Genomic DNA, 14,064 nt, shown 5'->3' on the forward strand with positions numbered 1-14,064 from the left:
CGCCGCGAATCTCCGGAGACGGTCTCAGACCCGCTTCAGCCCCCAGGGATAGGGCGCCGAGCCCGGCAGCATGCCGGTCAGGTTCTTGCGGTAGGCGGTGCGGATCACGAACTGGCCGAGCGGGATGGTCGCGCATTCCTCGAGCGCCAGCCGGCCGAGCTCGACCGCCGTCTTCTTCTGCGCCGCCTCGTCGGGGGCGTAGAGCCATTGCTCGGCCAGGCCCTCGGCCTTGTCGCTCGTCCACCAGCCGAACCAGCCCTTCTCGCCCTGCCCGCGCACGAGGTTGGACAGAGCCGGATTGCCCCAGCCGACAGCCGACCCGGTGGTGTGGAAGATGCTCCAGCCGCCCTTCTCGACCGGCTCGCGGCTGTTGCGGCGCTGGATCACCGTGCCCCAGTCGCTCGCCGCCATCTCGACATTCATGCCGAGCTGCTTGAGCAGTTCGTAAGTCACCTCGCCGAGCGGACCGATATCGGGGAAGTCGGTCGGATTGATGATGACGACCTTCTCGCCCTTGTAGCCGGACTCCTTGAGGGCAGTCTTGGCCTTCTCGACGCTGCCCGGCATCAGGTCTTCCTGCTCGCCGGTATAGTAGGGCGTGCCGCGCCACCAGAGATTGCGGCAGACCTGCCACATCGAGGTGTCGTCGCCCTGGGCGGCGCGCATGTAGTCCTCCTGCTTCACCGCCATGCGGACGGCGGCGCGCACCTTCGGATTGTTGAAGGGCGGCTGCAGGTGGTTGAGCCGGATGATGGCGCCGCGGCCTGCCTTGTCGATGACCTCGCGCTTGATGTCGGGGCTCTGGGCCAGCATCGGCTGCAGGTCGGCAAGCGGACGCTCCCACCAGTCGACCTCGCCGGTGGTCAGCGCCGCCGCCGCCGTCGCCGGGTCGGGCAGGATGTGCCATTCGATCCGCTTGAAGTTCGCGACCTTGCCGCCTGCATTTCGGCTCGGCGGCTCGCTGCGCGGCTTGTAGCCGTCGAACTTCTCGTAGACCGCGCGGCTGCCGGTGACGAACTCGCCGGCAACGAACTTGTAGGGGCCGGAGCCGATCATCTCCGTCACCTGCTTGGTCGCGTCGGTCTGCGCCAGCCGCTCCGGCATGATGAAGGGCGGATTGTCGGCCTTGGAGAGCAGGTCGAGCATCATCGGGAAGGGCCGGGTCAGCTTGATCTCGATGGTGCGCTCGTCCGGAGCGCTCCAGGCCTCGACAACCTTGGTCAGCAGCTGCCCGTAGGGATCGCGCTGGCACCAGCGCTTCATGCTCTGGATGCAATCGGCCGGTTTCACCGGCGCGCCGTCATGGAAAGACAGCCCCTCGCGCAGCTTGATGCGCCAGGTCTTGCCGTCGGCCGAGACTTCGTGCCCCTCGGCCATCTGCGGCTGCGGCTTCAGGTCCAGATCGCCGCCATAGAGCGTGTCGAAGACGAAATAGCCGTGATTGTTGGTCACGGTCGCCGTCGTCCAGATCGGATCGAGCGCCGTCAGGTTGGCCTGTGGAACGAACTTCAGAACCGTGGCGCTCTGCGCGGCTGCGGAACGGGTCAGGCTCGGGCCGGCAATGGCGAGAGCCGCCGTCCCAGTGAGAAAATCGCGACGCTTCATATGTTCTCCCCTCTTATGGTTGGCAGTCGGTGCGTATTGCTTAGGCAAACCCCATGAAATTCGGGCTCTCGCTGATCGGCCGCGCCTTGGCGAGCATGGCCAGATCCGGAACCGGGCGCGCCGTCAGCGGATCGCCCGCCAGTGCGGCCTCCAAGGCGGCGGCCACCGCCAGCACCTTGGCGTCGCCGCCGCGCGGGCCGACAATCTGCAGCCCGAAGGGCATGCCGTTGCGGTCGAGGCCGACGGGCAGCGAGATCGCCGGATGGCCGACGACGGTGACGGCATAGGCGAGCGCCAGCCAGTGGAAATAGGTCCGTGTCGCCTTGCCGTCGATCTCGGCCGGGAACAGCTCGGTCCAGGACCGCGGGCTCAGCGTCACCGCCGGCGACAGGATGACGTCGTAGCGCTCGAAGAACTGCTGCCAGCGATCATAGAGCACCGTCTGGTGCTTCATCGCTTTGGTCACGTCGAGGGCGGAATAGCCCAGCCCTTCCTCGACATTGGCGCGGACATTCGGCCCGACCATCTCGGGCGTGTCGCGCACCTTGTCGAGATGGCTCGCGAGGAAGCCGACGGCGCGCAGGACCTCGAAGACCTCGTCCGTTCCCGCACAATCCGGCGTCGCTTCCTCCGCGGCATGGAAGAGATGGCTGAAGGCGCCCGTCTTCTCCGCAAAAACCTGGCTGATGTGACGCTCAGTCGGCGCGAAGCCGAAATCCGGCGTCACCGCGACCTTGAGCGACGCCAGGTCGATCGTCGCCGGCCGGGCGAAATCCTCCGCCCGGCGCACGGCCTTGCCGTGAATCGTCGTGGCAAGAGGATCGCAGGCGCTGTCCGACACCATGGTCGAGAGCAGCAAGCACAGATCAGGCACGTTGCGCGCCATCGGTCCCAGCACCGAAAGCGGGCTCCAGCCCAGTGCGCGCTTGTCGCTCGGAACGAGGCCGGGCGTCGGCCGGAAGCCGACGATGCCGTTGAAGGCCGCCGGATTGCGCAGCGAGCCGCCCGTATCCGAGCCGGTCGCGATCGGGACCATGCCGGTCGCCAGCGCCACGCCCGAGCCGCCGGAGGAGCCGGCTGCGCTCTTCGAGGGGTCGAAGGGATTTCCGGTCGCGCCGTAGACGGCATTGCGCGTATTGGCGCCCGCGCCCCATTCGGGGCTGTTGGTCTTGCCCGCTATGATCGCACCGGCATTGCGCACCGAGGCGACGATCAGCTGATCCTCTTTCGGCACGAAATCGCGATAGAGCGCGCTGCCATAGGTGGTGCGCAGGCCCGCGACGTTCTCCAGGTCCTTGATGCCGACCGGCAGGCCGTGCAGCGCACCGAGGCTGTCGCCGCGCGCCGTCGCCTCGTCCGCGGCAGCTGCCGCCTTGCGCGCCGCCTCGTCGTCGCGCGCCACCATCGCATTCACGGCGGGGTCGACCGCATCGATACGGTGGATGCAGCTTTCGAGGAGTTCGCGGGCGGACAACTTCTTGGCGCCGATGAGGGCGCGCGCAGCGACGGCGCTGAGATCGCAGGGTTCAGACAAGGCTCGGTCTCCGTTGCGCACGGCCCCTCGCTAGCGCTATGCCGCACGAGCCGGCGCCTCAGACTAGGCGACGACAGCCATATGTCCATGCGGCGGCGGCGCATGGCCGCCCCTTCCGGGAGAGAGGGCTCATGAGCGACCCGGCCGCCCGGCCCTGGCGGGAAACGAAGGAGGGGATCGCGCTAGATGTCCGCCTGACGCCGCGCGGCGGGCGCGATGCGCTCGACGGCGTCGAGACGCTCGCGGACGGCCGCATCGTCCTGAAGGCCCGTGTCCGTGCTGCCCCGACGGATGGCGAGGCGAATGCCGCGCTCATCCGCTTGCTGGCGAGCGAGCTGCGGCTGACCCGCTCGCAGCTTGCCATCGTGGGCGGAGCCACCGCACGACTGAAAACCGTGCTCCTTCGAGGCGAAGTGGCCGCCTTGTCGGCGACGCTCGCCCTGTGCCTCGGCGGGATCGCCTAGACGGTCTCCGCGATCCCGCATCGCAACATCGACTTGACGAAAGCCGCTGTTTCCTGTTCCAGAAGGGCCATGGACAAGCCTGCTGAGCCGTTCCCGCAGCGCCTGACGGAAGGCTACCGTGCCTTCCTCGACGATCGTTTCGTCCGGGAGCAGAGCCGATATGAAGAGCTCGGCGAGCACGGGCAGACGCCGAAGATCATGCTGATCGGCTGCTGCGACTCGCGCGTTTCGCCGGAAGTGATCTTCGATGCGCGGCCGGGCGAGATGTTCGTTGCCCGCAATATCGCGAATCTGATCCCGCCCTTCGCGCCGGACGACCAGCTCCACGGCACCTCGGCGGCGCTCGAATATGCCGTGCAGGCCCTCAAGGTCCAGCACATCGTCGTGCTCGGCCACGGCCGCTGCGGCGGCATCCGCGCCTTCGCCGACGACAGCCAGGAAGCGCTCTCGCCGGGCGATTTCATCGGCAAATGGATCACCCTGATCGGCCCGGCGGCCGAACGCACCGGCGGGCGCGGCCGCAACGAGAGCTTCGACGACTATCTGCACCGGCTGGAGCTGGCCTCGATCCAGCAATCGCTCGCCAATCTCCGCACCTTCCCCTGCGTCCAGATTCTGGAGAGCAAAGGCCGGTTGCATCTGCATGGCGCCTATTTCGCCGTCGCCTCCGGCGTGCTGATGATCCTCGACCCGGTCACCGGCCAATTCATCCCGGCCGTCGGCGAGATGCCCAAGCGCGTCCAGCAGATCCGCTGCTCCGAGGCGTGAGCGCTGTACTTCATGCTCGGGCTTGACCCGAGCATCTCGGAAACCAGCTGCTCTGACCCTGAGATTCTCGGGGCTGCGCTTCGCTCGGCCCGAGGGTGCTTCGGCATCGGCTGCGCCTCACTCCCCATCCGCCAGCGGGTGGAGATCGCGCACCATGCTCTTCAGCCGCTCATCGAGGACATGGGTGTAGATCTGCGTCGTCGCGATATCGGCATGCCCCAGCAGTTCCTGCACCACCCTGAGATCGGCGCCGTTCTGCAGCAGATGACTGGCGAAGGCGTGGCGCAGCACGTGGGGGCTGAGCGCGGCGGCTGAAAGCCCCGCCGCTCCGCCAAGCGTCTTGAGATCGCGCGCGAAGACCTGGCGTGTCAGGTGCCCGCTCTCGCCATCGGATGGGAACAGCCAGCGCCCTTCGGCCTGCCCGGCCTCCGTCAAAGCCGCCAGCCAGTCGCGCGCGGCCTGGCGTGCCGCCTCGTTCAGCGGCACCAGCCGTTCCTTGTCGCCCTTGCCGCGCACGATCAGGAAGCGTTCGCGCGTCGTCGCGGCCGAGCGTGGCAGCGCGATCAGCTCGGAGACGCGCAGGCCCGTGGCGTAGAGCATCTCGACGAGGCAGCGCATCCGCAGCGCCTTCAGCCGGGCTGCCCTCGTCGCGCCCTCCTGCGAACAAGCCGCCCGCGCAACGTCAAGCAACCGGTCGACATCGCCGACAGAGACCACCTTCGGGAGCGGTCGCCCCTGGCGCGGCCCCGAGATCGCGGCGGTAGGGTCGGTCCCGGCGAGCCCCTCGGTGTAGAGGAAGCGGTGGAACTGCCGGACGGCGGACAGCCTGCGCGCGGCGGACGAGGCCTTGAGCCCGCGCTCCGAAAGGTCCGCCAGCCAGCCGCGAATGTCCGCGGCGGTCGCGTCTCCCGGCGCCTTGCCGCCAAGGAATTCGAGATAATCCTCGACATCGCGCTCATAGGCGTCGAGCGTATTGCGCGCCGCGCCGCGCTCGGCGGCGAGCATGTCGAGGAAGGTATTCAGCCGCTGGCGCGACAACCGGCTCATTTCGGCTGGAGTTTCGAAGGCGGCACGATCTCGACCATCTCGCGCTGCACCGGTTGCACGAAGGTGACGAGCGCCACCATTCCACCGAAGACCAGACCGGCGATGATCGCGACGAAGGCGAGAAAACGGAATAACGTCGGCACGTCGGGCGGACTTTCGCAATCGCGCGATCTTGGGCCGAGTCACTATCCGCGATGCCGTCCACATCGCGCAAGGGCTGGCACGCCACAGCTGCGTGCAAAGCGCGGCCAAAAAGCCATGACGAAGGCATGACGCGGCCGGCAGCTGCGTGCTACAGCCCTCCCAGGGAAAATACATTGATGACCGCCGCTGCCACCATCGCCGCCCCGGACATGGCCGATCTCCGCACCGCCCTCGGCGGGCGCACCATCGTGCTCGTCGGCATGATGGGCTCCGGCAAGAGCTCAGTCGGGCGCCGGCTGGCCTCGCGGCTCGGCATGCCTTTCATCGACGCCGATGTCGAGATCGAGACAGCGGCCCGCATGACGATCCCCGAGATCTTCGAGCAGCGTGGCGAGGCCGAATTCCGCCAGGGCGAGCGACGCGTGATCAGCCGCATCCTGGAGACGCAGTCGCCTGTCGTGCTGGCGACCGGCGGCGGTGCCTTCATGAATGCCGACACGCGTGAGCGGATCAAGCAGTTCGGCATCTCGATCTGGCTCAAGGCCGAGCCGGACGTGCTGATGCGCCGCGTCCGCAAACGCTCGAACCGCCCCCTGCTTCAGACTGCCGATCCGGAGGCGACACTGCGCCGGATGCTGGCCGAACGCGAGCCCGTCTATGCCCTCGCCGATCTGACCATTCTGTCGAGCGACGAGCCTCACGAAGTCGTGGTCGGCGATACCATTGCCGCATTGGGCGGCTATCTGCGCCTGACGGCCGGAGAATAAACGTCATGAACGCCACCCTGACCGAGAAGGCCGGCGCGCGGATCGTCGTCCCCGTCGCGCTCGAAGGCCGCGCCTACGACATCCATATCGGCCGCCACCAGCTCTGCGAGGCGGCGGCGCTGATCGCGGCCTTCGCGCCCGGCGCCAAGGCCGCCCTCGTGACCGATACCAGCGTGGCCGCCCTGCATGGCGCCGCCTTCGAGACCTGCCTCCACCAGGAAGGGATCACGGCGACCCGCATCACCATTCCGCCGGGCGAGGGTTCGAAATCCTATGCCCAGTTCATCGCGCTCTGCGACGCGCTGCTGGCGGCGAAGATCGAGCGCAACGACCTCGTCATCGCCTTCGGCGGCGGCGTCGTCGGCGATCTCACCGGCTTCGCGGCGGCGGTGCTGCGGCGCGGCGTGCGTTTCGTGCAGGTACCGACCACGCTGCTCGCCCAGGTCGATTCCTCGGTGGGCGGCAAGACCGGCATCAACTCGCCGCATGGCAAGAACCTGATCGGCGCCTTCCATCAGCCTGCGCTCGTGATCGCCGACACCGCTCTGCTCGACACGCTGAGCGAGCGTGAGTTCAAGGCCGGCTATGCCGAGGTGGTAAAATATGGGCTGATCGACGATCCCGATTTCTTCGACTGGTGCGAAGCCAATTGGAGCCGCGTCATCGCCGGCGGACCGGAGCGCGACCATGCCGTCGCCGTCTCCTGCCGCGCCAAGGCGGCGATCGTCGCCCGCGACGAGCGCGAGGAAGGTGATCGCGCCCTGCTCAATCTCGGCCACACCTTCGCCCATGCACTGGAGCGGCTGACCAACTACGATTCCAGCCGCCTCGTCCATGGCGAGGCCGTCGCTATCGGGCTAGCGCTCGCCTTCCGCTTCTCGCAACGCCTCGGTCTCTGCACGGGACAGGATGCCGGGCGTGTCGCGCGCCATCTCGACCATGTCGGCCTGCCAAGCCGTTTGCAGCAGGTGCCCGGCGGCGCCGGCACCGCCGATGAGATCGTCAGCGCCATGACGCAGGACAAGAAGGTCAAGCGCGGCGTGCTGACTTTCATTCTCACTCGCGGCATCGGCAAGAGCTTCATCGCGCCGGGCGTCGCTGCCGACGAGGTGCGCGGCTTCATCGAGGCCGAACTGGCAGCGTAAGGCTGGCGCACCGACTCAGGCGAGGCCGGACTTCGCAAGGAAATCGGTCGCGCGGTAGCCGGACTCCACGCCCTTCACGATCATCGCAACGCTGAGCGAGTTCTCCGTCCGCAGCGGCAGGATATCGCGATAACCCGGCGAGTCGTACCAGGCGCGCGCCCGCTCCAGATCGGGAAAGGCGATGATCACGAGATCGCCCGGCCACGGCCCCTCGATGATCTCCGGCGCCGCGCCATGGATCAGGAACCGACCCTCATAGGGAACAAGCGTCGCGTCGATGCGCCGGATGTAGTCGATGATCTCCGGCCCGAGCCGGACATCCTGCAGATGGGCGATGGCGTAGGCGGCCATGATCATCTCCGTTGAAAGGCCACCGATGGCAGCCGTCGCGGGAGACCATGTCGCGCCGGGCGGCGCGGGTCGATTACCTCTCGGGTTATCGCGTGCCGGTCAGGGGCTGAACACCAGCACCAGGAAGACGAAGAACACGGCGAGATGCACCGCCCCTTCCAGCATCGTGGTGCGCGTGCCCGTAAAGGTCAGCGTCGAGAGCAGCAGCGTCATGGCGGCGATCACCATGTTCGTCGCCGACAGGCCGAGCACAACCGGCTGACCGGTGAAGACGCCGATCAGCAACACCGCCGGTACCGTCATGCCGAGCGTCGAGGCCGCCGCGCCCAGGCACAGATTGACCGCGCGCTGGAGCTGATTGGCGGTGATCGCCCTCAGTGCCGCGATGCATTCCGGCGTGAACACCACCATAGCGATCAGGATGCCGCCGAGTGCCGTCGGGGCGCCGAGCTGGGCAATGCCGAAATCGAGCACCTTCGCCAGGCTCTTCGAGAGGATGACGATCGGCAGGATGTTGGCGAGGAGCAGGCCGACGCGCGGCAGCAATTCACCCGCGGAAGACAGTGAGGTCGGCCCGCCCTCGGCGACGGCCGCGGCAGACGCCGGCTTGCCGTCCTCTTCGGGCTCCCGGAAGAACATGCTGTGCCGGCCCGTCTGGAGCGCGAGGAAGGCGCCGTAGAGGGCGACCGTGAAGATCGAGAAGGCGATCGCCTGGAACGAGGTCAGCGTCCCGTCGGGCGTCGAGGTGGTGAAGTTCGGCAGGAAGAGCGGGATCACCGTCAGCGGGATGATGACGGCCAGATAGGAAGAGGCGCCCTTCAGGTTGTAGCGCTGCTGGAAATGCCTCAGGCCGCCGATGAGCAGCCCGACGCCGACCACGCCGTTGAGCACGATCATCAGTACCGCGAACATCGTGTCGCGTCCGAGCGTCGGCGCGCCCTTGGCGCCCAGCATGACGGCGCCCACCAGCGCCACCTCGATGATGACGATCGAAAGGGTCAGGATCAGCGTGCCATAGGGCTCGCCCAGTCTCTCGGCCAGTTCCTCGGCCTCGTGCACGACGCCGAAGGACGCCCAGACGATGATGCCGAGCAGCCAGAAGAACAGCAGCAGCGACGGCAACGGCGCGCCAAGCTGGCCAAGCAGGGTGTCGCCGAACAGCAGAAAAGCGGCAACCGAAAGCCAGGCACAGGCAAGGCGAAGGATCATCATCGTCGTCGTCACACGGAAGTTCTGTTGCGGGAAGGGCGCGATCTAATAAGCGGGAAAGGCGACATCGGCGCAACGGCTGATGTCGCATGCGACCTTCGCGACGGCCTTCCGAGAGCCGGCGGCGTATCAGCCGGCGCTGATTTTTTGCGCCAGCGGACTGGCATCGCTTTCGGCGAGCGGCACCGGATTGTCGGTGACGAGATACTGCGCCCGCGCCAGCGCCGCGAAGCGCCCGCCCTTGGCGACGAGCTCGTCGAAGGTGCCCATCTCCTCGACCTGCCCCTGCTCGAAAACAAGGATGCGGTCGGCATTGCGGATGGTCGCGAGGCGATGCGCGATGACGAAGGTGGTGCGCCCTTTCATCACCTCTTCCAGCGCCTTCTGCAGCTTCACCTCGGTCGCCGCGTCGAGAGCAGAGGTCGCCTCGTCGAGGATCAGGATCGGCGGGTTCTTGAGCAGCGCGCGCGCGATCGAGATTCTCTGGCGCTCGCCGCCGGAGAGCGTGCGGCCGCGCTCGCCGACGAGGGTGTCGAGGCCGTCGGCCTGGCGCGCCATCACCTCGGTCGCCTGGGCGCGGTCGAGCGCCTGCATCAGCTCGGCATCGCTCGCCTCCGGCTTGCCGACCAGCAGGTTCTCGCGGATCGAGCGCGCGAACAGCATCGGCTCCTGGAAGACGACGCCGATATTGCGCCGGAGCGACAGCAGCGAGATGTCGCGGATGTCCAGGCCATCGACCGTGATCCGCCCCGACTGCGGATCGAAGGCACGGTGCAGCAGCCCCAGCGTGGTCGATTTGCCCGAGCCGGTCGAGCCGACGACCGCGATGGTCTCGCCGGGCCTGACCGAGAAGGAGACGTCGCGCACCGCGGTGCGCTTGCCGTCATAGGAGAAGGAGACGTCCTCGAAGGCGACGGCGCCGCTGAGTCGGCCGGGGTCCGGAGCGTTCGGCAGGTCGCGCACGGTCGGCAACGTGTCGAGGACTTCGAAGAACTCGCGCATCTTCGGCGCCTGCATGAAGATGAAGTTCACGAAGGCGACGATCTGCTCGAGACGCCCGACCAGCATCGTCGCGAAACCCATGAAGGTGACGATCTCGCCGACAGTGGTCTGGCCGTGCATCAGGAGCCAGGTGCCGACGATGAAGATCGCCAGCACCGTCAGCGTCGCCGAGGCCCGCGTCGCGACATTGGCCACCGCCCACCAGGACAGCACCGGCAGTTGCGCGTTGAGGAGGTTCGTGATGGTCGAGCGCAGGCCGCGCACCTCGGCCTCGATGCGGGTGAAACTCTGGATCACCGGCACGTTGCCGAGCGCGTCCGAAGCGCGTTCGGCCAGGCTGGAATGATACGATTCGACACTGCGCTGGAGCTGGTCGGTCCGCCGCAGCACGAAGGCCGTCAGCGAGCCGAACAGGATGACGAGGGCGATCAGCAGCAGGCCGAGCTGCCAGTTCTTCCAGATGGTGAAGGGCAGCAGCACGAACAGCGCGACGATCGAGGCGCAATGCTCGCGGAAGAAGGAGAGCCAGAGCGCCCACATCGCGCTGGCGCCGTCGAGCATCACCTTGAGCACGCGGCCGGAATGGGTCTGCGTGTGATAGGCGAGCGGCAACGTCAGCGCATGCTCGAAATATTGCGCCATCACCGCGAGCCGGCGGCGATGGGCGAGCTTGTCGGCATGGAGCGCGACGAAGACGCCGAGCCCGATATTGGTGAGGCCGAAGCCGACCCAGGCGAGGATCAGATAGTCGATGCTGTCCCAGGTCAGCTTGCCGCCGGACATCTGGATCGTGGTCAGCCGGTCGATCAGCGTGCCGAAGAGCATCGGCTCTGCAAAGGCGACCGCGGCCAGCAGGACATTGGCCAAGGCCAGGATGAGACCCAGCCGCCTTTCCGGGCCGAGTTCACCGAGGACACGGGCATAGAGCGAAAGAAGCGACATCGCCCAGAGCTTTAGCCGAATGGGCGCTGCGGGCAAGCGGTCAACCTCAACGCTTCCTTCAAGAGCTGATCATTGTCGTTAATCCAGGTCTCGGCATTGCGGCAGCGCTTGTCCGGGTGATCGCTGCGCCGAGGTGCTGTCATGGATCCCGCTACGGGCATCGGCTTTTTCGCCGGCATCGGCGTGCGCGTCGGCCTGATCATGCTCGATGGCGGTAACTTCAAGGCCTATTACGACGTCGACGCAGTGATCGTGTTCTTCGGCGACGCGACCGCCGCGACGATGATCCGCTTTCCGTTTTCCGTCATCCTGCACGGCCTGCCGATCGGTATGCGCTTCGCGTTCACGATGAGCGCAAGCCACCCGCACGAGCTGATCGACGAGATCACCCGCCTCGCCGAGATCGCGCGCAAGAGCGGGCCGGTCGCACTCGAAAGCGTCGAGATCTCCGATCCCTTCCTCACCCAGCGACTGCGCTACATCGCCGACGGGCACGACCAAGAATTCATCCGCGGGCCGAGGCGCCGGCGTTGCCGAACGGCCTCAAGCCGTGAGCGTGAAAGCAGACGCCCGGGCTTGCCCCGAGCATCTCACGACAACAAGGCACAGATTTCCGAGAGGCTTAGATCAAGCCTGAGCAGGACGGAGAACCTCCACCAGCGCTTCGGCAGTAACCTCGGCCATCGCCATCTGCAATTTGTAGGCGCGGGTCTTCTCGCCGGGCTTCATCACCAGGATCACCGTCTCGCTGCCCGGGCAGGCAGGGTCGGCACAGATGATCTCGTTGACGGCGATCGCAGCCGTCTCGGGCAGGCCGAGGAACTCCCTGACCTGAACCTTCATGCGTTCGGCCAGGGCCTTGGCTTCGGCCTTCGCATCGCCGCCCTTGCGGGTCTCAGGCTTACCGAAGAGACCGAAGCGCATCGCGCTCAGCTCGGCAGGACGAGTACGCCGGCCGCGCCGTCCTCGGCGCCGAAGGCGAGCCGCTTGCCGCCCTTGTCCCAGGCGAAGGCGCTGATGCCGCTGTCGCGTTCGGCCGGCCGCACCAGCAGTTCGGAGCCGTCGGTCAGCCGCACCAGCAGGATGCAGCCATCATCGTAGCCGATCGCCAGCACCAGCGCGCCGGGGTGGAAGGCGACGCGGGTGACGCGGGCACGGCGCACGCCGCATTCGCGCGGCGCCTTGCCCTGCGGGCCATCGCCCTGGAACGGCCAGACGATCGCCCCATCCGCCCCGCTTGAGGCGAGCCAGAGCCCGTCATGCGACCAGGACAGCGAGCGCGGCTTCGCCGGATAGCCAGTCATCCGCATATGGCCGGGCTTGTCGCCGAGCTTCCAGCCATGCAGCGCATTCTCCTGCATCGAGCTGACGATGAAGCGCCCGTCCTGCGACCAGACGACGTCGAGGTGCGAGCCCTTCCATTCCAGGAATTCCGGCGTCGCCTCGGCGTTGGGATACCAGAGCGAAACACCGTTCATCTGCGCAATGGCGAGGCGGTAGCCCTTCGGCGCGAAGACGAGGCCCTGCGGCGTGCTCGCGGCTTCCAGCGTGCGGACGCGGCCCTTCTCGTCGCGGGCCTGCACGGTCTTGCCGTTGTTCCAGGCGAGGTTGCCCGAGGCCGACAGCGTGATCGCGTCGATCCAGCGCCGCTTGGGGTCCTTCGCCAGCTCTTCCGGCTCGCCTTCGATCCGGGTTGCGACGACGCGCCCGTCATCGCCGCCGGTGATGAGCCGATCGGCATCGCTCGTCGCCGACAGGATGCCGCCGGCATGGGCCTCGACCATATCGGTCGCGCCGTCGCGCCAGCGCAGCACGCGCCCGTCGGCGAGCGCGAGCGCGAGCCCCTGCTTCAGCCAGCGAGCGGCGACGACATGCGTCTCCGCGGCGATCGGGGTGACATGCTCGCGCAGCGAGACGGGTGGAGTCATCGTCGTCATGGCCGGGGTCTAACGCAGCTCGCGTTCGATGAAAACCGCGACGTCATCCCGGGCGACCGAAGGAAGACCCGGGATCCATTCCGGAACGCCTCCGATGAAGGCTCCGGCATGGATCCCGGATCGGCGCCGCTTACGCGGCTTGTCCGGGATGACCGCGTTGGAGGTAGGAGCCCTCAGGCCGCGCAGGCTTCAAACCCCCTGCGCAATTCGTTCTCGTTGAGACCGCGCCCGATGAAGACGAGGCGGCTCTCGCGGGTCTCGCCATCCTTCCAGTCGCGCTGCAGGTCGCCGTCCAGGATCATGTGCACGCCCTGGAAGACGAAGCGGCGCGGCTCGTTCTTGAAGGCGAGGATGCCCTTGGAGCGCAGGATGTTCGGACCCTGGATCTGGGTGAGGTCGTTGATCCACGGCATGAACTTCTCGGGATCGACATCGCCGGGCACGGTCAGCGAGATCGAGCGCACATCCTCGGCATGGTGATGGTGATGCCCGGCCTCGAGGAAATCCGGCTCGATGTCGAGGATGCGGTCGAGGTCGAAGGCGTTGCGGTCGAGCAAGGCGGCGATATCGACATTGGCGCGCTCGGCCTTGTGCAACTTGGCATAGGGGTTGATCGCGCGGATCGCGGCCTCGACATCGGCCAGCTCTTCCGCGGTCACGAGATCGGTCTTGTTGAGAACGATGACATCGGCGAAGGCGATCTGGTTCTTCGCTTCGGGCGCGTCCTTCAGCCGGTCCTTGAGCCACTTCGCGTCGGTGACGGTGATGACGGCATCGAGGCGGGTCGCGTCGCCGACATCCTGGTCGACGAAGAACGTCTGCGCGACCGGGGCGGGATCGGCGAGGCCGGTGGTCTCGACGATGATCGCGTCGAACTTGCCCTTGCGCTTCATCAGCCCGTCGAGAATACGGATCAGGTCGCCGCGCACGGTGCAGCAGATGCAGCCGTTGTTCATCTCGAAGATTTCCTCGTCGGCGCCGACGATGAGGTCGCCATCGATGCCGGCCTCGCCGAACTCGTTGACGATGACGGCGAATTTCTTGCCGTGGTCCTCGGTCAGGATGCGGTTGAGGAGCGTGGTCTTGCCGGCGCCCAGATAGCCGGTGAGCACCGTGACGGGGATTTTCTCGGACATGGCTTGACCTGAA

At 66.9% G+C, this 14,064-nt stretch carries 15 protein-coding genes; 4 read left to right on the plus strand and 11 right to left on the minus strand.

From position 1 onward, the window contains the following. Nucleotides 1-24: 24 nt before the first annotated feature. Together AB4Z10_RS05140 and AB4Z10_RS05145 are read right to left on the minus strand one after the other, a co-directional pair. The gene (locus AB4Z10_RS05140) at nucleotides 25-1,605 is read right to left on the minus strand and encodes an ABC transporter substrate-binding protein (protein ID WP_441469301.1); all 1,581 of its coding nucleotides are present in this window, start codon (nucleotides 1,603-1,605) and stop codon (nucleotides 25-27) included. Nucleotides 1,606-1,645: 40 nt separating this feature from the next. Next, nucleotides 1,646-3,139: an amidase gene (locus AB4Z10_RS05145; RefSeq protein ID WP_441469302.1), complete on the minus strand. Its 1,494-nt coding sequence runs from the start codon at nucleotides 3,137-3,139 to the stop codon at nucleotides 1,646-1,648. A gap of 131 nt (nucleotides 3,140-3,270) precedes the next feature. Between AB4Z10_RS05145 and AB4Z10_RS05150 the strand changes: the two genes are divergently transcribed. Next, nucleotides 3,271-3,603 carry a DUF167 family protein gene (locus AB4Z10_RS05150; protein ID WP_441469303.1) on the plus strand — a complete coding sequence of 111 codons (333 nt, stop codon included), beginning with the start codon at nucleotides 3,271-3,273 and terminating at the stop codon, nucleotides 3,601-3,603. A gap of 69 nt (nucleotides 3,604-3,672) precedes the next feature. Then, nucleotides 3,673-4,371: a carbonic anhydrase gene (locus tag AB4Z10_RS05155; RefSeq protein ID WP_441469304.1), complete on the plus strand. Its 699-nt coding sequence runs from the start codon at nucleotides 3,673-3,675 to the stop codon at nucleotides 4,369-4,371. Nucleotides 4,372-4,488: 117 nt separating this feature from the next. Here the strand turns inward: AB4Z10_RS05155 and AB4Z10_RS05160 are convergent, their stop codons facing one another. After that, nucleotides 4,489-5,418 carry a site-specific tyrosine recombinase XerD gene (locus tag AB4Z10_RS05160; RefSeq protein ID WP_441469305.1) on the minus strand — a complete coding sequence of 310 codons (930 nt, stop codon included), beginning with the start codon at nucleotides 5,416-5,418 and terminating at the stop codon, nucleotides 4,489-4,491. Next, a complete protein-coding gene (locus AB4Z10_RS05165) occupies nucleotides 5,415-5,561 on the minus strand; it encodes a histidine kinase (RefSeq protein ID WP_441469306.1) in 147 nt (48 codons plus the stop codon). The genes AB4Z10_RS05160 and AB4Z10_RS05165 overlap by 4 nt, the downstream gene beginning before the upstream one ends. Before the next feature lie 174 nt (nucleotides 5,562-5,735). Between AB4Z10_RS05165 and AB4Z10_RS05170 the strand changes: the two genes are divergently transcribed. Continuing rightward, nucleotides 5,736-6,329: a shikimate kinase gene (locus AB4Z10_RS05170; protein WP_441469307.1), complete on the plus strand. Its 594-nt coding sequence runs from the start codon at nucleotides 5,736-5,738 to the stop codon at nucleotides 6,327-6,329. 5 nt (nucleotides 6,330-6,334) lie between these two features. Next, nucleotides 6,335-7,474, plus strand: a complete 1,140-nt coding sequence (aroB, locus tag AB4Z10_RS05175) for a 3-dehydroquinate synthase (RefSeq protein WP_441469308.1) — start codon at nucleotides 6,335-6,337, stop codon at nucleotides 7,472-7,474. A gap of 15 nt (nucleotides 7,475-7,489) precedes the next feature. Here the strand turns inward: aroB and AB4Z10_RS05180 are convergent, their stop codons facing one another. The 7 genes from AB4Z10_RS05180 to AB4Z10_RS05210 form a co-directional block, all read right to left on the minus strand. Next, nucleotides 7,490-7,825 (minus strand): DUF1330 domain-containing protein, encoded by a 336-nt coding sequence (locus tag AB4Z10_RS05180; protein WP_441469309.1) that lies wholly within the window; start codon nucleotides 7,823-7,825, stop codon nucleotides 7,490-7,492. Nucleotides 7,826-7,924: 99 nt separating this feature from the next. Next, a complete protein-coding gene (locus AB4Z10_RS05185) occupies nucleotides 7,925-9,034 on the minus strand; it encodes a calcium:cation antiporter (protein ID WP_441469310.1) in 1,110 nt (369 codons plus the stop codon). Nucleotides 9,035-9,163: 129 nt separating this feature from the next. After that, nucleotides 9,164-10,978: a glucan ABC transporter ATP-binding protein/ permease gene (locus AB4Z10_RS05190; RefSeq protein ID WP_441469311.1), complete on the minus strand. Its 1,815-nt coding sequence runs from the start codon at nucleotides 10,976-10,978 to the stop codon at nucleotides 9,164-9,166. A 78-nt stretch (nucleotides 10,979-11,056) separates the two neighbouring features. Beyond that, nucleotides 11,057-11,479 carry a hypothetical protein gene (locus AB4Z10_RS05195; RefSeq protein ID WP_441469312.1) on the minus strand — a complete coding sequence of 141 codons (423 nt, stop codon included), beginning with the start codon at nucleotides 11,477-11,479 and terminating at the stop codon, nucleotides 11,057-11,059. 126 nt (nucleotides 11,480-11,605) lie between these two features. Beyond that, a complete protein-coding gene (locus AB4Z10_RS05200) occupies nucleotides 11,606-11,902 on the minus strand; it encodes a hypothetical protein (protein WP_441469313.1) in 297 nt (98 codons plus the stop codon). A gap of 5 nt (nucleotides 11,903-11,907) precedes the next feature. Continuing rightward, on the minus strand, nucleotides 11,908-12,906 hold the full coding sequence (locus tag AB4Z10_RS05205) for a WD40 repeat domain-containing protein (RefSeq protein WP_441469510.1): 999 nt from the start codon (nucleotides 12,904-12,906) through the stop codon (nucleotides 11,908-11,910). Between the two features lie 182 nt (nucleotides 12,907-13,088). After that, nucleotides 13,089-14,051, minus strand: a complete 963-nt coding sequence (locus AB4Z10_RS05210; RefSeq protein WP_441469314.1) for a CobW family GTP-binding protein — start codon at nucleotides 14,049-14,051, stop codon at nucleotides 13,089-13,091. Nucleotides 14,052-14,064 lie beyond the last annotated feature (13 nt).

Source organism: Allobosea sp. RAF48 (assembly GCF_052114025.1).
Lineage (GTDB): Bacteria > Pseudomonadota > Alphaproteobacteria > Rhizobiales > Beijerinckiaceae > Allobosea.

What these genes read in the sequence shown, in the direction of transcription:
- AB4Z10_RS05140 (WP_441469301.1), bottom strand. Translation starts at nt 1,605, where the DNA reads ATGAAGCGTCGCGATTTTCTCACTGGGACGGCGGCTCTCGCCATTGCC.
- AB4Z10_RS05150 (WP_441469303.1), top strand. Translation starts at nt 3,271, where the DNA reads ATGAGCGACCCGGCCGCCCGGCCCTGGCGGGAAACGAAGGAGGGGATC.
- AB4Z10_RS05155 (WP_441469304.1), top strand. Translation starts at nt 3,673, where the DNA reads ATGGACAAGCCTGCTGAGCCGTTCCCGCAGCGCCTGACGGAAGGCTAC.
- AB4Z10_RS05160 (WP_441469305.1), bottom strand. Translation starts at nt 5,418, where the DNA reads ATGAGCCGGTTGTCGCGCCAGCGGCTGAATACCTTCCTCGACATGCTC.
- aroB (WP_441469308.1), top strand. Translation starts at nt 6,335, where the DNA reads ATGAACGCCACCCTGACCGAGAAGGCCGGCGCGCGGATCGTCGTCCCC.
- AB4Z10_RS05180 (WP_441469309.1), bottom strand. Translation starts at nt 7,825, where the DNA reads ATGGCCGCCTACGCCATCGCCCATCTGCAGGATGTCCGGCTCGGGCCG.
- AB4Z10_RS05185 (WP_441469310.1), bottom strand. Translation starts at nt 9,034, where the DNA reads ATGATCCTTCGCCTTGCCTGTGCCTGGCTTTCGGTTGCCGCTTTTCTG.
- AB4Z10_RS05190 (WP_441469311.1), bottom strand. Translation starts at nt 10,978, where the DNA reads ATGTCGCTTCTTTCGCTCTATGCCCGTGTCCTCGGTGAACTCGGCCCG.
- AB4Z10_RS05200 (WP_441469313.1), bottom strand. Translation starts at nt 11,902, where the DNA reads ATGCGCTTCGGTCTCTTCGGTAAGCCTGAGACCCGCAAGGGCGGCGAT.
- AB4Z10_RS05205 (WP_441469510.1), bottom strand. Translation starts at nt 12,906, where the DNA reads ATGACTCCACCCGTCTCGCTGCGCGAGCATGTCACCCCGATCGCCGCG.
- AB4Z10_RS05210 (WP_441469314.1), bottom strand. Translation starts at nt 14,051, where the DNA reads ATGTCCGAGAAAATCCCCGTCACGGTGCTCACCGGCTATCTGGGCGCC.